The sequence below is a fragment of the Pseudomonas sp. B21-041 genome (assembly GCF_024748675.1).
GTDB classification, from domain to species: Bacteria; Pseudomonadota; Gammaproteobacteria; order Pseudomonadales; family Pseudomonadaceae; genus Aquipseudomonas; species Aquipseudomonas neuropathica.
On the sequence record NZ_CP087175.1, the window covers coordinates 2,701,990 to 2,721,177 of the forward strand.

15 protein-coding genes and 1 pseudogene are annotated in these 19,188 nt (G+C 56.0%); 9 read left to right on the top strand and 7 right to left on the bottom strand.

Features of this window, described 5'->3' with window-relative positions:
- Positions 1-271: 271 nt before the first annotated feature.
- Complete coding sequence (locus LOY43_RS12075) at positions 272-5,167, top strand: NAD-glutamate dehydrogenase (RefSeq protein WP_220558690.1); 4,896 nt, start codon at positions 272-274, stop codon at positions 5,165-5,167.
- A gap of 164 nt (positions 5,168-5,331) precedes the next feature.
- Here LOY43_RS12075 and LOY43_RS12080 read toward each other — a convergent pair whose 3' ends face one another.
- From LOY43_RS12080 to LOY43_RS12095, 4 genes and pseudogenes are all read right to left on the bottom strand, one after another.
- A complete protein-coding gene (locus LOY43_RS12080) occupies positions 5,332-6,045 on the bottom strand; it encodes an ATPase (RefSeq protein ID WP_258709708.1) in 714 nt (237 codons plus the stop codon).
- Positions 6,046-6,261: 216 nt separating this feature from the next.
- Positions 6,262-6,666 carry a cupin domain-containing protein gene (locus tag LOY43_RS12085; RefSeq protein WP_095050121.1) on the bottom strand — a complete coding sequence of 135 codons (405 nt, stop codon included), beginning with the start codon at positions 6,664-6,666 and terminating at the stop codon, positions 6,262-6,264.
- Positions 6,667-6,892: 226 nt separating this feature from the next.
- Positions 6,893-7,185: pseudogene (locus LOY43_RS12090) on the bottom strand (putative quinol monooxygenase).
- 123 nt (positions 7,186-7,308) lie between these two features.
- On the bottom strand, positions 7,309-8,742 hold the full coding sequence (locus LOY43_RS12095; protein WP_186624275.1) for a PLP-dependent aminotransferase family protein: 1,434 nt from the start codon (positions 8,740-8,742) through the stop codon (positions 7,309-7,311).
- A gap of 309 nt (positions 8,743-9,051) precedes the next feature.
- Here LOY43_RS12095 and LOY43_RS12100 point away from each other — a divergent pair, with 309 nt between their 5' ends.
- The gene (locus LOY43_RS12100; RefSeq protein ID WP_095050123.1) at positions 9,052-9,492 is read left to right on the top strand and encodes a carboxymuconolactone decarboxylase family protein; all 441 of its coding nucleotides are present in this window, start codon (positions 9,052-9,054) and stop codon (positions 9,490-9,492) included.
- A gap of 129 nt (positions 9,493-9,621) precedes the next feature.
- Here the strand turns inward: LOY43_RS12100 and LOY43_RS12105 are convergent, their stop codons facing one another.
- Entirely contained in the window at positions 9,622-9,936 is a 315-nt protein-coding gene (locus tag LOY43_RS12105) for a hypothetical protein (protein WP_077573225.1), read from the bottom strand.
- Positions 9,937-10,143: 207 nt separating this feature from the next.
- On the opposite strand from LOY43_RS12105, the gene LOY43_RS12110 reads away from it, so the two are divergent.
- The 3 genes from LOY43_RS12110 to LOY43_RS12120 are packed head-to-tail and all read left to right on the top strand — an operon-like array spanning position 10,144 to position 12,327.
- On the top strand, positions 10,144-10,809 hold the full coding sequence (locus LOY43_RS12110) for a secretin and TonB N-terminal domain-containing protein (protein ID WP_258709923.1): 666 nt from the start codon (positions 10,144-10,146) through the stop codon (positions 10,807-10,809).
- Positions 10,806-11,357: an RNA polymerase sigma factor gene (locus tag LOY43_RS12115; RefSeq protein ID WP_095050126.1), complete on the top strand. Its 552-nt coding sequence runs from the start codon at positions 10,806-10,808 to the stop codon at positions 11,355-11,357. The genes LOY43_RS12110 and LOY43_RS12115 overlap by 4 nt, the downstream gene beginning before the upstream one ends.
- Positions 11,358-11,388: 31 nt before the next feature.
- On the top strand, positions 11,389-12,327 hold the full coding sequence (locus tag LOY43_RS12120; RefSeq protein WP_258709709.1) for a DUF4880 domain-containing protein: 939 nt from the start codon (positions 11,389-11,391) through the stop codon (positions 12,325-12,327).
- Between the two features lie 693 nt (positions 12,328-13,020).
- Here the strand turns inward: LOY43_RS12120 and LOY43_RS12125 are convergent.
- Complete coding sequence (locus tag LOY43_RS12125) at positions 13,021-13,629, bottom strand: prepilin-type N-terminal cleavage/methylation domain-containing protein (protein ID WP_258709710.1); 609 nt, start codon at positions 13,627-13,629, stop codon at positions 13,021-13,023.
- A complete protein-coding gene (gene gspH / locus LOY43_RS12130) occupies positions 13,626-14,072 on the bottom strand; it encodes a type II secretion system minor pseudopilin GspH (RefSeq protein ID WP_258709711.1) in 447 nt (148 codons plus the stop codon). Before gspH ends, LOY43_RS12125 begins: the two co-directional genes overlap by 4 nt.
- 120 nt (positions 14,073-14,192) lie before the next feature.
- Between gspH and LOY43_RS12135 the strand changes: the two genes are divergently transcribed.
- The 4 genes from LOY43_RS12135 to LOY43_RS12150 all read left to right on the top strand — a co-directional run bounded on the left by LOY43_RS12135 (position 14,193) and on the right by LOY43_RS12150 (position 19,186).
- Positions 14,193-14,624 (top strand): type II secretion system protein N, encoded by a 432-nt coding sequence (locus LOY43_RS12135; protein ID WP_258709712.1) that lies wholly within the window; start codon positions 14,193-14,195, stop codon positions 14,622-14,624.
- Between the two features lie 268 nt (positions 14,625-14,892).
- Positions 14,893-15,507, top strand: coding sequence for a hypothetical protein (locus LOY43_RS12140; protein WP_258709713.1), 615 nt, complete (start codon positions 14,893-14,895; stop codon positions 15,505-15,507).
- Positions 15,504-17,417, top strand: coding sequence for a caspase family protein (locus LOY43_RS12145; RefSeq protein WP_258709714.1), 1,914 nt, complete (start codon positions 15,504-15,506; stop codon positions 17,415-17,417). The genes LOY43_RS12140 and LOY43_RS12145 overlap by 4 nt, the downstream gene beginning before the upstream one ends.
- Before the next feature lie 182 nt (positions 17,418-17,599).
- A complete protein-coding gene (locus LOY43_RS12150; RefSeq protein ID WP_258709715.1) occupies positions 17,600-19,186 on the top strand; it encodes a hypothetical protein in 1,587 nt (528 codons plus the stop codon).
- Positions 19,187-19,188 lie beyond the last annotated feature (2 nt).

Here is a 19,188-nt window from a genome sequence, read left to right on the forward strand (position 1 = left end):
TGTCGCAGCACCGCAAGCAGACACATTGTCGCACCCTTTAAGCTGCGCAACGGATGAGCACCCGTAAAGGCATTGTCGGCACCGCTGGCAGTCGCTTTTGCAGATGCTCATTCTATGGAAGGTGAATGTGACCTGAGTGTCCCGTCCAGCTTCACCCACCTGTCCCCCTGTTTCCTCTGCCCGAGAATCAGGAACAGGGCGACACAAGCCCCGAAAGGGGTGTTGCACGCGACGCTTTCCATCAATAACAAGCTTAAGCGGAGTACCACAGATGGCGTTCTTCACCGCAGCCAGCAAAGCCGACTTCCAGCACCAACTGCAAGCGGCACTGGCGCAGCACATCAGTGAACAGGCACTGCCACAAGTGGCGCTGTTCGCTGAACAATTCTTCGGCATCATTTCTTTGGACGAGCTGACTCAACGTCGCCTCTCCGACCTCGCTGGCTGTACTCTTTCCGCGTGGCGCCTGCTTGAGCGCTTCGATCACGCGCAACCGCAAGTGCGCGTCTACAACCCTGATTACGAGCGTCATGGCTGGCAGTCGACCCACACCGCGGTCGAAGTCCTGCACCACGACCTGCCATTTCTGGTCGACTCGGTTCGTACCGAGCTGAACCGCCGCGGCTACAGCATCCACACCCTGCAAACCACCGTGCTCAGCGTGCGTCGTGGCAGCAAGGGCGAGTTGCTGGAAATCCTGCCGAAAGGCACCCAGGGCGACGGCATTCTGCAAGAGTCGTTGATGTACCTGGAAATCGACCGCTGCGCCAACGCGGCCGAACTGAATGTGCTGAGCAAAGAGCTGGAACAGGTTCTCGGTGAAGTCCGCGTCGCGGTCGCCGATTTCGAGCCGATGAAAGCCAAGGTGCAGGAAATCCTCACCAAACTCGACAACAGCGCCTTCGCCGTCGATGCCGACGAAAAGAACGAAATCAAAAGCTTCCTGGAATGGCTGGTGGGCAACCACTTCACCTTCCTCGGCTACGAAGAATTCGTAGTCACCGATCAGGCCGATGGCGGCCATATCGAGTACGACCAGAACTCCTTCCTCGGCCTGACCAAACTGCTGCGCACCGGCCTGACCTACGAAGACCTGCGCATCGAAGACTACGCCGTTGCCTACCTGCGCGAACCGACCCTGCTGTCGTTCGCCAAGGCTGCGCACCCAAGCCGTGTACACCGTCCGGCCTACCCGGACTACGTGTCGATCCGTGAAATCGACGCCGACGGCAAAGTCATCAAAGAACACCGTTTCATGGGCCTGTACACCTCCTCGGTGTATGGCGAGAGCGTGCGGGTCATCCCGTTCATCCGCCGCAAGGTCGAAGAAATCGAAACGCGCTCCGGCTTCCAGTCCAAGGCTCACCTGGGCAAGGAACTGGCGCAGGTGCTTGAAGTGCTGCCGCGTGATGACCTGTTCCAGACCCCGGTCGACGAACTGTTCACCACCGTGATGTCGATCGTGCAGATCCAGGAACGCAACAAGATCCGCGTGTTCCTGCGCAAAGACCCGTACGGGCGTTTCTGCTACTGCCTGGCCTACGTGCCGCGCGACATCTATTCCACCGAAGTTCGCCAGAAGATCCAGCAAGTGCTGATGGAGCGCCTGAAGGCCTCCGATTGCGAATTCTGGACATTCTTCTCTGAGTCGGTACTGGCGCGCGTGCAGTTGATCCTGCGTGTCGACCCGAAAAACCGTCTCGACATCGACACCGTGCTGCTGGAAAAAGAAGTCGTACAAGCGTGCCGCAGCTGGCAGGACGACTACGCCGCACTGACCGTCGAAAGCTTCGGCGAAGCCCACGGCACCAACGTACTGGCGGACTTCCCGAAAGGCTTCCCGGCCGGCTACCGCGAGCGTTTCGCTGCGCATTCGGCCGTGGTCGACATGCAGCACCTGCTGAGCCTCAACGAAAAAAATCCGCTGGTGATGAGCTTCTATCAGCCGCTCGGTCAGGTCTCCGGCCAGCGCGAGCTGCATTGCAAGCTGTACCACGCCGACACGCCGCTGGCGCTGTCCGACGTCTTGCCGATCCTGGAAAACCTCGGCCTGCGCGTACTGGGCGAATTCCCGTACCGTCTGCGTCACACCAATGGCCGCGAGTTCTGGATCCACGACTTCGCGTTCACTGCCGCTGAAGGCCTCGACCTCGACATCCAGCAACTCAACGACACCCTGCAGGACGCGTTCGTCCACATCGTTCGCGGCGACGCCGAAAACGATGCGTTCAACCGTCTGGTACTGACCGCCGGCCTGCCATGGCGCGACGTCGCGCTGCTGCGTGCTTACGCGCGTTACCTGAAGCAGATTCGTCTGGGCTTCGACCTGGGTTACATCGCCAGCACCCTGAACAACCACACCGACATCGCTCGCGAACTGACCCGGTTGTTCAAGACCCGCTTCTATCTGGCGCGCAAACTCAGCGACGACGATCTGGAAGACAAGCAACTGCGTCTGGAACAAGCGATTCTGACCGCACTGGACGACGTCCAGGTGCTCAACGAAGACCGCATCCTGCGTCGTTACCTCGACCTGATCAAAGCCACCCTGCGGACCAACTTCTATCAGACTGACGCCAACGGCCAGAACAAGTCGTACTTCAGCTTCAAGTTCAACCCGCACGCGATCCCTGAACTGCCGAAGCCAGTGCCGAAGTTCGAAATCTTCGTCTACTCGCCACGCGTTGAAGGCGTGCACCTGCGCTTCGGTAACGTCGCTCGTGGTGGTCTGCGCTGGTCCGACCGTGAAGAAGACTTCCGTACCGAAGTCCTCGGCCTGGTAAAAGCCCAGCAAGTGAAGAACTCGGTCATCGTGCCAGTGGGTGCGAAGGGCGGCTTCCTGCCGCGTCGCCTGCCACTGGGCGGCAGCCGTGACGAGATCGCGGCCGAGGGCATCGCCTGCTACCGCATCTTCATTTCCGGTCTGTTAGACATCACCGACAACCTGAAAGACGGCGCGCTGGTACCGCCATTGAACGTGGTTCGCCACGACGATGACGACCCGTACCTGGTAGTAGCAGCGGACAAGGGCACTGCGACCTTCTCCGACATCGCCAACGGCATCGCCATCGACTACGGCTTCTGGCTGGGTGACGCGTTTGCGTCCGGTGGTTCGGCCGGTTACGACCACAAGAAAATGGGCATTACCGCCAAAGGCGCGTGGGTTGGCGTACAACGCCACTTCCGCGAGCGCGGCATCAATGTTCAGGAAGACAGTATCACTGTTGTCGGCGTCGGCGACATGGCCGGTGACGTGTTCGGTAACGGCCTGTTGATGTCCGACAAGCTGCAACTGGTCGCTGCCTTCAACCACATGCACATCTTCATCGACCCGAACCCGAACCCGGCGACCAGCTTCGTCGAGCGTCAGCGCATGTTCGACCTGCCGCGTTCGGCCTGGACCGACTACGACACCAGCATCATGTCCGAAGGTGGCGGTATCTTCTCGCGCAGCGCGAAGAGCATCGCGATCTCCCCGCAGATGCAGGAACGCTTCGACATCAAGGCTGACAAGCTGACCCCGACCGAACTGCTGAACGCCTTGCTCAAGGCACCGGTGGATCTGCTGTGGAACGGCGGTATCGGTACTTATGTGAAAGCGAGCACCGAGAGCCACGCCGATGTCGGCGACAAGGCCAACGATGCGCTGCGCGTGAACGGCAACGAGCTGCGCTGCAAAGTCGTGGGCGAGGGCGGTAACCTCGGCATGACCCAACTGGGTCGAGTGGAGTTTGGTCTGAATGGCGGCGGTTCCAACACCGACTTCATCGACAACGCCGGTGGCGTGGACTGCTCCGACCACGAAGTGAACATCAAGATCCTGCTGAACGAAGTGGTTCAGGCCGGTGACATGACCGACAAGCAACGCAACCAGTTGCTGGCGAGCATGACCGACGAAGTCGGCAACCTGGTGCTGGGCAACAACTACAAGCAGACTCAGGCCCTGTCCCTGGCGGCGCGTCGTGCCTACGAACGCATCGCTGAGTACAAGCGTCTGATGGGTGATCTGGAAGGCCGTGGCAAGCTGGACCGTGCCATCGAGTTCCTGCCGACCGAAGAGCAGATCAACGAGCGCATTGCCGAAGGCCACGGTCTGACCCGTCCTGAGCTGTCGGTGCTGATCTCGTACAGCAAGATCGACCTCAAAGAGCAGCTGTTGGGCTCCTTGGTGCCGGACGACGACTACCTGACCCGCGACATGGAAACGGCGTTCCCGCCGACCCTGGTCAGCAAGTTCTCCGAAGCCATGCGTCGTCACCGTCTGAAGCGCGAGATCGTCAGCACCCAGATCGCCAACGACCTGGTCAACCACATGGGCATCACCTTCGTTCAACGACTCAAAGAGTCGACCGGCATGAGCCCGGCGAACGTCGCTGGCGCTTATGTGATCGTGCGCGACATCTTCCACCTCCCGCACTGGTTCCGTCAGATCGAAGCGCTGGACTACCAAGTCAGCGCTGACGTGCAGTTGGAGCTGATGGACGAGCTGATGCGTCTGGGTCGCCGCGCTACGCGCTGGTTCCTGCGTGCCCGTCGCAACGAGCAGAACGCTGCCCGTGACACCGCGCACTTCGGTCCGCACCTGAAAGAGCTGGGTTTGAAGCTCGACGAACTGCTGAGCGGCGAAATCCGCGAAAACTGGCAGGCGCGTTATCAGGCTTACGTCGAAGCCGGTGTGCCGGAGTTGCTGGCGCGTATGGTGGCGGGCACCTCGCACCTGTACACCTTGCTGCCGATCATCGAAGCGTCCGACGTGACCGGACAGAACCCTGCCGAAGTGGCCAAGGCCTACTTCGCCGTGGGCAGTGCGCTGGACATCACCTGGTACCTGCAACAGATCAGCGCGCTGCCGGTTGAAAACAACTGGCAAGCCCTGGCCCGTGAAGCGTTCCGTGATGACGTCGACTGGCAGCAACGGGCGATCACCATCTCCGTCCTGCAACAGGGCGACGGCACTCAAGACGTGGAAGCACGTCTGGCGCTGTGGATGGAACAGCACGAAAGCATGATCTCGCGCTGGCGCGCCATGCTGGTGGAAATCCGCGCTGCGAGCGGCACGGATTACGCCATGTATGCAGTGGCGAACCGTGAACTGCTGGACCTGGCGTTGAGTGGGCAAGCGGTCGTGCCTGCGGCTGCTGCGAATGCCGAGCTTGAACTGGCATAAGTAAGCGCTGAATGAAAAAGCCCCGGTATCGTGAGATGCCGGGGCTTTTTTATGTCTGAGGGTTTTTTGGTGGCTGTTATGGCGTCATCGCGAGCAGGCTCACTCCTACAGGGGAGCGCATTCCAACTGTAGGAGTGAGCCTGCTCGCGATGGCGTTCTTTATATCAATACAACTTCTGACTTTGTTTACTATCCAGCATTGACACTTTATCCGCAGGCCTTGCGACCAAATTGTTGAGCGACTGGTCAAACTTCTGCAACGCCCGAACTTGCACATCCTGCTGCTGATTAATATCCGCCACTATCTCTTCCGACCGTTTGAAGTCCGCCCACACTGGCGTCAATTCCCGTGCATCCGAACCTTTCGCCGTACCGATATAGTTCAGCTGCGCATCATAAAAATCGGCACTGACGTCGGCCTTGATGTCGGAACTGCGCGAAGTGATCAACTGGCTGTGAGTGTCGACAATCGCCACCACATCAGGCTTGGCCGCACGCAGACTCTGCATATCCGGATACACCGTCACCGAGCCGAACTGACGCTGCAGCGAGGCGTTGACCCATTCCACCGCCATGTCTGGTTTCGAGCTGGCGACATAGGCGTCGTGGATCGGCTGCACCAGCAGGCTCTGGCCGAAACCGGTGCCGGCGTTGGCTTGATAGTCACGCAGGTATTCACGGTTGGTCTGGGTACTTGGGCTGTAGACCACGCCGAGCGATACGCCGGGACCGCTTTTTACCTGAGTGGCGCTACTGCGGCCGGTGGGATGAGTCAGCAGAGTATCGAGAGAGGAAACTGCTTTTGGGGCCGTCGGCACTGAACAGGCAGAGAGGGTTAAAACCGATATCGCCAGTACACTGGTGAACGCAAGTTTCATGGTGTTTCTCCCGTGAAACAACATCAGTCGGAAAGTTTAAAAGTCGTAAATCACGACCGTTAATTCAGACTAAACCCGTCAACCTGACAATTTGCTGAGCTAACAACAGTTGATTAGGTTCATTTGCTGTAACCCGGCGCGGTTAATTGCCCCGGGAAATAAAAAGGCCCAAATCAACGATTTGAGCCTTTTTATTTATGGCTGGTTAAACAGCCATCAGTTTTTCAGCGGGATCAGCACTTGTTCATCCGGGGCCAGCACCATGAACACCAGCAACTTGGCGGGTTTGCTTTGGCTGGCATTTTTCGACACCAGATGCTCGGAGCCGGCGGGTTCGTACCAGAACTGGCCCTTCTTGTAGGTGATCGGTTGTTCGCCCTTCACTTGGGAAATCACTTCACCTTCCAGCACGTAAGCCATCGCCGTGCCGTCGTGTTTGTGGGCGATTGAGGATTGGCCGGGTTTGTAGTCGACCTCGATCATCATGGCTTTTTTGCCGGGAGCGTTTTTCAGCATCTGGTCTTGCAGGACGGTGACTTTTTCCGAGGGATCGTGGGCGAAAACGGCCGAGGTGCAGAGGCTCAGGGCGAGGGCGGCGGCGAAGAAGGGCAGGGCTTTCATGGCGGGTTACCTGTGATGATCGGGGTGTTGCTGATCACAGTAGTCCGCAGGGCGGGGCATTCAAACGGCCAATATTCGGGAAGATTGGGTGACCAATCGGCGGTTATTCAGCGTGTTTGAGTACGCCATCGCTGGCAAGCCAGCTCCCACAGGTTTTGTGTCGTTCATTAAATTATCGAACGACGCTGAACCCTGTGGGAGCTGGCTTGCCAGCGATAGCGTCAGATCAGACGATAGGGAAGCTGTTGAAATCCACACTATTGGCCAACCGACTATCGATCAAGTCAATAAACCCCTGCGCCTCGGGCCGGTTGAAATGCGCCTGCATCGCCGCTTCCGACTGCCAGCGGGCACTGACCGTCCAGCGGTGGCTGTCCTCGGGCAGCGGTCGACCAGGTAGGAATCGCAGCCCGGCGTTTCGCGCAGGGTTTCGACGATCTTCTGCAGTTGCTTGCCCAGTTCATCCGAGCGGCCGGCGGCAGCCTGCACCTGCACCGTATTGATCACTTCGTTGGACATTGCTCACACTCCTGAATCAGGCCGGACGAATCCTGCTCATTGAGGGATAACGCCTGTGCAGAATAGGCCTGCACTTGTGGATCACCAATAACCAATCGGCGGTTAAATCTTTAGGCCAATCGCTCAGGCGACCTGCTGGAGGATGTCGCGCAGGCGATCCAGAGCGATATCGATGTCTAGGGTTTCGATGGCGCCAAAGCCGAAGTACAGGCCGTTTTTCGGCGTTTGCTGGTAATAGAAACCGTTGATCGCATACAGGCCGACTTCGACCTTTTTCGCCAGTTCGATCACCAGCGGTAGGTCGATCGGAACCTTGCAGAACACCGTCATGTGGAACCCGGCACTCGGCGGCACCGCCTGCAGCCACGGCGAAAGATCGTCGGCCATGCGCGCCAGAATGCGCTCGCGGCGTTGCGCATAAATGGTGTGGCAGCGGCGGATATGCTTGAGCAGGCAACCCTCGGCGATGAACTTGGCCAGCGCCCATTGCGGCAAGGTCGAGGCGTGTAGATCGGTGAGTTGCTTGGCGCGGATCACCGCCTCGAGGATCGCTGGCGGCAGAATCGCATAACCCAGGCGCAGCTCCGGCAGCAGGGTTTTCGAGAAGGTGCCGACGTAGGCGACGATGCCGCGCTGGTCGAGATTGAACAGCGAATCGGTCGGCCGACCTTCGTAGCGAAACTCACTGTCATAGTCGTCCTCGATGATGATCGCGCCCAACTCATGCGCGCGAGCCAACAAGGCTTCGCGGCGTGCGTGGCTCATCGGCATGCCCAGCGGGAACTGGTGCGACGGCGTGACATAGATGAGGCGGGTGCCCTCGGGAATATGTTCAACCTGAATGCCCTCGGCATCCACCGGAATCCCGACCACCTCGGCGCCATGGGTGGCGAACAGCAGACGCGCTGGCGGATAACCGGGATCTTCCATTGCCACCAGACTGCCCGGGCGGATCAGCACACGGGTGATCAGGTCCAGCGCCTGTTGCGCGCCATTGCACACGACGATGTCTTCATCCTGGCAGTTGATGCCCCGGGAAAACGCGATGTGCCGGGCAATCGCATTGCGCAGCGCCGGCAAGCCTTCGGGCAGGCTGTAGAAACCCTTGGACTGCGCCATCTGCCGCATCGCGTGAGACACGCAGCGGCGCCAGTCATCTTGCGGGAACTGGCCCTTGCTGGTGGCGCCGCCGATAAAGTCGTAGCGCAGCGAACCTTCCAGCGTCGGATGGCGCAGAAACACCGGCAGATTGCGCCAGCTCTCGATCACCTCGGCGCCGGCCAGTTCGGTGTGGCTCTGTTTGCGCTGGATCTGCGCCGGGCGCGCGTTGACGTAGGTGCCTTTGCCGATCACCCCGGTGAGAAAGTTTTCGTAGGTCAGTTGCGCGTAGGTGTCGGAAATGGTCTTGCGCGAAATGCCCAGTTGCTCGGCGAGCAGACGGCTGGGTGGCAATTGCGTGCCGGCAGCCAGACGCCCGGATTCAATGGCCCCGCGCAGTTGCTGATACAACTGACCGGCAAGATCCTTGCGGCCGTTGATCACGACGTGAAGTTCCATACCGACGAGGCTCCTGGGGCTGTTTGGCGTGCCCGCCAGATTACCGCTGTTGTTTGATTCGCAATAGTTGCCTATCCGAAAAACCCGAAATTGGCTCAATCCCTGTAGGAGTGAGCCTGCTCGCGATCGCGGTGGCACATCCGACAAAAATGTTGCCTGACACACCGCTATCGCGAGCAGGCTCACTCCTACAGGGATTTGTGCTCGGCTCATGGTGATTGGTGTAGCGGTTTTCCGTGCAATTGGGGCTGTAACGCATCGCTGTCGGCGTTTACGGTGCACTCATTATTCCGTCCACCGAGAACCGCCATGTCCCCGCGCCTGGATTACTACAACGCTTCGCCCAAAGCGATGAAAGCGATGATTGCCATGGAGGCGCTGACCGCCCACCTCAGTATCGAACAGCCGCTGCTGCAATTGATCAGGATCCGCGCTTCGCAGCTCAACGGCTGTGCGTTCTGCACCGACATGCATTCAGTGGATGCGCGACGGGCCGGGGAGAGTGATCGGCGCTTGTATGCGATTGCGGTGTGGCGCGACAGTAATTTCTTCAACCCGCGCGAGCGTGCGGCGCTGGCCTGGGCGGAGGCGGTGACGTTGTTGGCGGAGAGCCGTGTGCCCGATGAGGTGTATCAGCAGGCGCGCGAGCAATTCAGCGAAGGCGAACTGGTCGATCTGACCATGGCCGTGACCACCATCAACAGTTGGAATCGCCTTGCGGTGAGCTTCCGCCAAACCCCAAGCGATTGAACCCGCCCTGATCGTTCCCACGCTCTGCGTGGGAATGCCGCAACGGACGCTCCGCGTTCGGCTCTGGATGGGACGCGGAGCGTCCCGGGCTGCATTCCCACGCGGAGCGTGGGAATGATCGGTGGCGTGTCATTGCGGTGGGCGTTGTGGTTTCACTGATGTGCCAAAGGTATTGCCCATCCGCGTACTGGTCGCGGCCGGCGTCGCCAGTCCAACCTGATTCGGCGGCCGTTTGTTCACCGGCACATTCAGCGCCTCCTGGTTCTTTTCCGCCGCCGCCGCGCCTTCCGGGTTGTTGCCCATCTGCTGGCTCAAACAGTCGTAATTCGGCGCCTTGTAGCCGCCGACCGTCACCTCGACACAGCCCAAGGGTTCCTCGGCATAAGCGCTCGACAGCGCCATCAACAACAGTCCGCCAAGGCTCAATCGCCACAGTGTGTTCATGCTCGCCTCCTGGCCGGCCCGACGGGGCCGCGCTATGGCTTGAGTCTAGTGCAAGCCTTGCGCAATTCCCGTGATGGTTTTTTTGCACCGCCCGTCACACCAGATTCATAAACAGCCCTCAGGATGACGATTTCCAAGGATTCGTCAGCCGTGCAGCGAGGCAATTCCACGGACGGTTTTCAGCGTTCAACGAGGCTTGTGCGCCGGATGTGTCTGGGGTGGCTGCTTGGCTGCGCGGCGGGCTACGCCATGGCCGATGCGGTGCCGGCGGACCTGCGCATGACGCTGCACATTCCGGCACAGGATCTGGCCCACGCGCTGGATCAGTACAGCCACGCCACCGGCGTTGCGGTGCTGGTCGACAGTCAGTTGAGTCGTGGTCGTCGCTCGCTGGCGGTGGACGGTGAATACACCGCCGCCGATGCCCTGCGTCGATTGCTCGGCGGCAGTGGGTTGATGGCGCGTTATGCGCGGGACGATGCATTTACGTTGCAAGTGGCGCAGGTCGAAGACGTGCCGGCGCCGCCGCAAAAACAGACGCCGGAAAGCGTCGCCGTCAACCGCAGTTACGCGACGGCCGTGCAAGCGGCGATCGAGCGCAACCTGTGCCGCTCGCCGCTGACCCGTCCGGGCAGTTATCGCGCGGTGTTGCAGGTGTGGGTTGGCCGTGACGGCTTGGTGCAGCACAACCGGTTGGTCACTTCGACCGGTGATGTACGGCGCGACAACGCGCTGGTGGAAAGTTTTCGCAACCTCAAAATCGACCGGCCGACGCCCAGCGCCTTGCGTCAGCCGGTCACGTTGCTGTTGTTACCGGAGTCGTCAGGGAAACGCATGGAATGCACCAAATGGGAAGGAGTTTCCGGGGGATGAAAGACACCGGACAAGGTTCGATGGTCCAACTGTTCCTGGCCTCCTACGAGGACTTTCGGGTGCGCCTGCGCAGGCGTCTCGGTTCGGAAGATCTGGCCAACGACGTGCTGCACGAAACCTACCTGCGGGTTGACCGCATGGAGACGCCGCCGAACGTCCTGCGGCCCAATGCCTACCTCTATCGCATGGCCCTGAACATCGCCGCCGACCGCCGTCAGGCCGATGCACGTCTGCTCACCGGCGAGGAAGTCGAGGAGCTGCTGCAAATCGGCGACGAAGCGCTGGACCCGGCGCGGGTGGTCGGTGGGCAGAAGGAAATCCAGTCGCTGCTCAGTGCGTTGTACGAGCTGCCCGCACGGCGCCGGAAGATCTTCATCGCGGCGCGTCTGGAAGAGGCGCCGCATCTGGAAATCTCGCAGCGTTTCGGCATTTCCACGCGCATGGTCGAGAAGGAAATCAAAGCCGCGTTAGGCTTCTGCGCTGCGAAGCTGGAAAGAAAAGTGTTTCAGCGGTTCGGTCGCGGGGCCGGAAAACCGTCTTCTGAATAGTGCCCGATCAATTCGTTGAGAATCTGCGCGTTTGAACATCTTTCGACTGACACCTGCCGAGCCATCGGCGGCCGACAATCTGCACAGCGAAGCTCGCGACTGGCTGGTCCTGCTGACCTCCGGCCGCGCCACCGTGGCCGACGCCCGCGCCCTGCGCGACTGGTGTGCGCAGAGCGCCGAGCATGCCCGCGCATTCGAAGAGGCCAAGCGGTTGTGGCAGCAACTGCAACCGGCCGTGGAGCAAATGCAGGCGCCGCGTCGTTTCGGTCGCCGCGCCTTTCTCGGTGGGGCGATTGCTGCTTCGGCGGCGTTTTTGCTGGTGCGCGGGACGATTCCTGGTGGTTTTGAAGGGCTGGGCGCGGACTACATTACTGAAGTCGGCCAGCAGCGGCGTTTTGAACCGGTGCAGGGTGTGAGTCTGGAGCTGAACACTCAGACGCGGATCAATCAGCGTGCGGTGTCTGACGGTGTGCAGGGGTTTGAGCTGGTCAGTGGTGAGGTTGAAGTGCAGACAGCGCGGTTGCCGTTGGCGATGCAGGCTGGAGGAGGGTGGTTGCGGGCCAGTCAGGGGCGTTTCAACCTGCGTAATACTGATCAACAAGTTTGCGTAACTTGCCTCGACGGCGCCGTTGAAGTCGATGTAGAAGGCCGCAGCCTGCGCCTCGAACCGGGCCAGCAAGTGACCTACGACGCGCAGCAGGTCGGCAGCGTGCAAAGCGTCGACACAGCCGCCGTGATGAACTGGCGCCAACAAGTGCTGGTGTTCAACGGCGCAACCCTCAGCCAGATGATCGACGAAATCAACCGCTACCGCCCCGGGATGTTGCTGCTGCTCAACCGCGAACTCGGCCAACGCCGCGTCCAGGCCCGCTTTAGCCTTGATCAGCTCGCCGGCGTTGCGCTGCTGATTCGCGATGCTTATGGCGTTAAATGCACTGAGTTGCCGGGTGGCGTTGTCGTTTTGAGTTAGTGGGTTTGACTGGGTACATATCCGTTGCTGCGGTAAAGGCCGCTTAGGGTTTCGCCCTTACGGCGACTCACTTTTTTTACAAACGCCTAAAAAAAGTAAGCAAAAAAACGCTTGCTCCTACGTACGGCCCGCTCGCTAAAGCTCGGGGTACCTTCGCTGCGGGATCCATCCGGGCGCATCGCCTACGGTTTGCTTCGCTGCACCTCCTCTCGATGCATTTGGCTTCGCCAAACGGTCGCTGCGCTCCCACGCCCGGATGAATCCCTCCACTCAGCCTTCCGACGTCGCCCGTGGATCAAGATCAAGATCAAAAGCTGCAGCCGAGCTAACGCTCATCCTGTTGAGTGGGGCGGCTTTGCCGCTTGGGTTGTACGCAAATTATAAACTGTGGGAGCGAGCCTGCTCACGAATGCGGCCTGCCAGCCAACCAATCTCTTGCTGATGCACCCGATCCAACTGTAGGAGTGAGCCTGCTCGCGATGACGACCTCACAGCCAACCAATCCCCACTGACCTCACCCAATTCCTGTGGGAGCTGGCTTGCCAGCGATGACGGCCTGCCAGCCAACCAATATCTACCGGTTGTACTCAATCCCTGTGGGAGTCTGGCTTGCCAGCGATGGCGGCCTGAAAGCCGACCAATTTCCAACTGATTTCAACCAATCCCAATGTAGGAGCTTTGCAGGGATACGCATCAATCCAACGGCCCAATCACCTGCCGATACTTCTCCACCCCCTGCACCGTCCCCCGACTCAAGCGAATCTCCAACCCCAACGGATCCTCCCGCCGATTCCCACTCAACTGCCGCCACCCCTTATCCACCTCCCAAACCCGCACCTGCACATCACTGACATCACTCAAAACAGCAACCCCATTCCCAGGCGCCGGCAACGGATACCGACTCCGCGCCTCAGCCACCGCCCGATACAACGTGTCGCCCTTGACCCACCATCGCACACGCTGCAACGCCCCTGGCTGATCCGCCGCCGTGCGAATAATATCCAGCCGAAACGCCTTACTGTCGCTACTGCGCACAGTCAGCGCGGGCGGGGCGCTCGGCGGCTCATCATCCACCCCAACCTTCTTCGGCTCGGTCAACTCAATCCCCGCCCGCATCTCCACATCCCGCTGCAACTGATTCAGCGCCCGCAACAAACCGTCACTCTGCTCACTGCTCGCCTGCAAATGACTGTCCGCCCGCGTCACACTGTCTAGCCCGCGCCAAGCAATCAAACTCACCACCGCCATCAACAAAATCGCGACCATCACCTCAATCAGCGTAAAACCCTGCTGGCGCTTCATTGCAGGCTGATCCTTCCACTGCCATCACGCACCACACTCAAGCGATTCAACCCATCCGACAACGTCAATTGCAGCGGCGGATTAATCCACTCAGCGTTCAGCACAACCCTCTGTTTCGGCTCCACCCGCACCTCCATCTTCGGACTCTGCCAGGCACGCGGCCGCAACTGCGGATCCTGCGCGAAATGATCAAACCCCTTGCCACTGTCACTGCGCCGACTAAACCGAAACCCCTTGGCATCACTCACCCACACAATCGGCCGACCATCCGCCCGGGCCTCCGCCTGCGCGACCTGCAGCAACTGCGCCACACGCTCGGCATCCTTGCGCAGCAACTGCAACGGATCCGGCTTGATACTCAGGCTGATCGCCGCACTGGCGATGCCGATGATCACCAGCACCACCATCAACTCGATCAGCGTAAAGCCCTCTTGCCTGTTCATCGCGCGCGCGCTCCTTTGCGTCCTGCGCCATCGTGCACGGCCAACATGTAAGGCGTGTGAAATAAAACGGAGAGAATTGCCGCGTAGGCTGACAGCAGGGATAAAAAGGAGATTCAACCCATGACCTTCACCGCACGCGTTTCCCCACCCCAAATGGTCCAGGCCCTCGCACTGCTCGCCGCGCTGGTCGGCGTGGCGACGTGGTCGTCGCTGCTGCTGACCGCCGCCGAATCACACACCCCGGCAGCGGCCCCGCAATTGCTGGCCGCGCGCAGCGATAGCCCGGCGTTGCAGTGGTTTTCCAATCAAACGGCGCCGATGGACATCAAGGTGAGCGGGGTGATGGCGGGGAGTCGGGGGGCGGTGGCGATATTGAGCCTGAACGATGGGCCGCCGAGGAGTTTTTTGCAGGGGGAGAAGGTCGGGCCTGGGGTGAAGTTGGTGGCGGTGGAGGGGGATGGGGTGGTGATTGAGCAGGGTGGGGAGAGGGTAAGGTTGGGGGTGGAGAGGTTGGTGGAGGGGGTGGTGTTGCCGCGGTTGGTGAGGCCTTGAGTTGTGAGGTTGGAGGCAATAATTTTGTTATTTGAGTTGGAGGGTGCCTTCTGGATTGCCGATTCGAACGTCTCGCCAAATGAAGAGAACGGTCAAATGGAACATGTTTCTGAGTGTTTTTCCCCACGAGCAGACTTGAAGGAGTTTGCTTGCTAAATCGGTAGCTTTGGTCAGAGATTCATACCTAGGTGGTTTTTCCTTCCGGCCAGCGCTAATCTCGTCGTTAGGTTGTGCATCGCACCAGTAAATTTTTGTAAGGATGGCATCAATGATGGATCAGCATCCGTTTCCATTTGATTTCGAGGCAGGCCTGGTTATGCAGGCATTTGGCAAAGAAGTTATTAAGCAATTAAGAGAGTTGCAACAGACGTACGTTGATCCTAGAAATGTTCAACGATTTGTTCATGGTAGATCGTGGCAGTCTCATCAGAGCTATGATCCTGATCAAGTTTCAGAATTGGAGCGATATCAGCATCAAATGAATGTTGAGTTTGACGACGTAATGTTGCGGCAACTTGAGCTTATAGAGAATACGCTGAGTAAATTGTCGAATGAGATGGCTGAGTCTTTTGTAAGAAGTCTGTACGCTACGGTTTCAGATGTCTGTGACAAATATGGCAATGTGGTCAGTGCGGGTAAAGAACCTGCGAAAGCATTCATTGAAATGCTTGAAAAAATTGAATTTGGTGTCGATCGAGATGGAAATGTCTCTATGCCTCAAATACATGCCGGAACTGCAGCAATAGAGTCATTTAGGCGTGATTCAGCCATGAATTCAATAGATTTTGAGAATAAGATTGCCGAAATAAAAGAATTGAAATCAGCAGAGGCTCTTGAGAAGGAAGCGGTGCGAAAAGCCAAATTTTCAAAGGAGCAACAATGAAGTCGCAGCGAGTTCTACTTAGTATCGGCTGTAATGAGTACCAGAGCCTTGGAAAGCTTTCTGGTGCAGAGAGTGATGCAACAAAAATCCATTTGGAGCTTACGGAAACTAAGTTGGGGTGCATAGAGCCAGAGCACTCTCTTCTAGTACTCTCTCCCACGCTAAGTGATGTCAGGGCAACACTAGAGCAGTTGCAGGATCGTTTTAAAGAAATAGAAAGTCTAACAATTTTCTTTGCCGGTCATGGGGGAGTTGTTAACGGAACTTACTATCTTTGCATGTGCGATACCCGTAACGATAGAATGTCAACAACCGGATTAGCATTAAGCCATGTATTCGAGTTTATCAATGAAATAAAGGCCGCACATTGCAATTTGATTATTGATGCTTGTGAGGCTGGCGGTATGATTTCTGATATGGGAACCCTTCTTAAACCTGAGATTGTCGGAAAAGCACGAAGTTGTGGAGTTTCAATTTTTGTCTCTTCTGCATCTGATCAGGCTGCTTCGGAAGATAATTCTGGAGGATGGGGGACTACGGCAATATTGCGGGTACTAAGTGGCGAAGTTGACACTGGATCAAGGGCTCCATTTTTGGATCTCTTGGACATAGGGCGGGCAGCTGCTCAATACGTGGCAACCACTAGCGCTGGAAGGCAACTACCATCGGTCTGGGGTATGAACTTATATGGGCCTATGCCAATTTACGGTAACCCCCATGCAGTCGACAAAACGCCCAACTCGCTTTTGCAAATTACCGGGATATCGCCTACATCAACCACTGGTATGGTGATTGGAGCCAGTTCCTCAGAACTGCTAGGTCTAATGTTTGCTCCCGCATCGGAACTCACTCCTGAAAAGCTATACGGAAAAATGTTCCAAAGCACGGAGCATCTTGAGAAAATACCTGGTGCAACTGCGACATTTATTGAAAGTGTCTGGCGCTCTCTGGGTACATCGGTTAAAAAGCAGGAAAATTCTTTCGCTCATATAGAGCTGACGGCAACATGCATCGCGCTTCTTCTTCGCTCTGTACCAGATGATAAAGATTCGGCAATTTGCGTGCGCAATCTTGCGGAAGATATTTTTGTCGAGTTACATGCAGTGTTGGAAGGCATAGTGGATTTTCTGAAAGAAAATCCCAAGGGCCTCTGCCGGCACGGCATACCGGATTTGTTTTACCTGCCTCAGAGAATATCAAGAATATTAGGTTGGATAGGCGCAGGGCTATTCATCGCTAAACAATATGGTCTGGATGTTACAGTAATTAGGGATCTTAGTGCCAAGTTTAGTCGATACATTGCTGATCATTATGCGGCATCAGCAGTGGGAATGTCAGAGTCTGAAACACCCTTTTTAGCAGCCTTCCTGCTCAGTTCGGTTGAGCACGGAGATACAGAAATATGTGAGCAAATAATAAGTTCATTTTATAATGCCCTTATAGAAAGTGACGGTGCGCTTGCTAGAGCTGATTTGTCTTCGAATAAGGTATTTGGCTACTTGCGTGCAAGAGAAAATAATAATTTACCCTCTCAGAGAGAATTTAGTAGTCATCCTTCCGAATCTTTAGCGTTCGTTTTGTTGATGGGGGAGGTGCTTTCATTGCAAGATTTGATTGATTTTAATTTGGAACATTTGGATCATTCGCACCTCAATATTTTTATACCAAATGATCATTCGCAATTTTCTTTACCTTGTATCGAAAATGGTCTCAATCACGTATTCCAGATAGGGCATGGCGTTTGGGGGGTTAGTGATTTGGTGTCTCGTTGGCGTACCTCCTGTGCTCCTCAGTTTGCTAGTGATACTTCGTTGCGTTTTGCAGAGGTAAAGGTCGGTGCGCTTTGTTCATCATTGATATTTCCGAACAGAGTTCCATGGTTTTTGTTTGTGGGTACAGGTGTTGATTGAGTTTGGAGGACTTTTGCTAGTTTGATCTGGCTGTTATTTTTTGGGGGGGGCAGTGGGTCAGGCTGGGCAGATTTCAACTGTTGCAAGTTCCGGATCTGTGTTTTTTGTAACGTGATCTAGCAGGTCTGCGTAACTGTTAATTTGTCATCAAGGGTGGCTGACTTCTTTGAAGTGAGTAGTGTATGGGTACTAATAAATATTTGCTCGGGATTAGCTTGGTCAAAGAACAACTAGCTCGATATACACATGAGTCCGTGTTGAATTGCGCGCTTGAGTATTTGGGCATGAGAGTAGCCGACGGCACCCACGAAGCAGGAAAAATGCCATGGATTGTCATGTTTATGCTGAAAATTGCTGTGTTGGGGCGTGCTGGGGCTAAAGAGATTTCTAAGACAGAGTTTCACAGAATTGCTAACGACATTTTTCATTTGCAAAGCGCTGCGGCTGCCTTAGAGACCGGCAGTATTGAATTGAAATTAAGGGCTATGGTTTTATCTCAGTTGCTTTACCAAAAAAATACTACAAGCGGTATGCGTGAGTTATTAACTCAAGGGGCTGTATTGAGTCGCCCTGATGATTACTATAACGAGCTTTTCGTGAGGTTTTTTGGTTTGACTCTAGATAGTTATTTGAAGATTTCTATTTTTATTGTAACTAGGCTGGATAAGCAGCAAAAAGAAGGCGTTGTGAAAATGCCAATATCTGAGATTCTTTTTTACCTCTGTCCTGGGATTCCCTGTACACATGTTTTGGCTTTTATACGTCTGGCTAGTTGCGAATCTGAGGCTATTCCGAGTTTTATGGAGTTTCATGATTTGGGCGGGATCTATGAGAGCGAGTACTTTCAAGAGACCCCGTTCAAATATATTCCTTTCATAATGGAGTCGGGTTGTCTTGTAGCATTTAATTCCAGTTTTTGCATAACTGCGTTGTGTGCTTTGGCTCCTGCATTATTAAAGAAAGAATTTCCAGCATTTAAGGATAAATTTGGAGGTGATATGGAAATAAGGGTTGGAGAAATTATTGGTGGTATGTGTTTTGATAAGGTGGTCACGGAAAGTGAGTTGCGCGAAGTTTTGATGCAGCAAGGTTTAAAGAGTAAGTTGGTCGATTATGTGGTGAGAGAGGGCGATCGAATAACTTTGATTGAGTGTAAGGCGATTGAGCCTACGGACCTCATGAAGTGCACCGCCGATGCAAGTGTATTAAAAAGTCTTCTAGAGTCGAGCTATATCAAAGCAATTCACCAAGCACAGTCTGTCGCGAATGGCTTGTCGAAAATAAAAGAATTTGATGGTTGCAGTTATCGATTGTTGGTTGTGACATTTGGTGATCATTATGTTTTCGGTGGAAAATATATATCGGAGTGTATAGATACCGAGCTGCCAGGCCGGATCGCACAAATGTATGATGGCTTGCCCATTCAGATGGATAGAATTAGTTATCTTGCACTTCAGGATTTTGCAGGCTTGATCTATGGTCTGAATGAAGAGGGTCGATCTCTAAGCACGTTTTTGGACTCGGCGTGTGACGCTCAGTTTGATCCAGAAACACGACGATTTACGTTGGGTCATGTAGTTGAAGAGTTGGTTGTGAAAATTTCTGGGGCTTGGGCAGCAGGACTTGGTGATGAAATGAATAAAAAGCTCGAAGAACTTACACAGTTAATTGGAGAGAATCCAAAATTTTGGAAGAGTGATCCGTCGACATTCCTTGTGCGCTATGGCTCGCTCCTAACCGCTCTCAATCCCAGTTATGCAGAGCTATAATA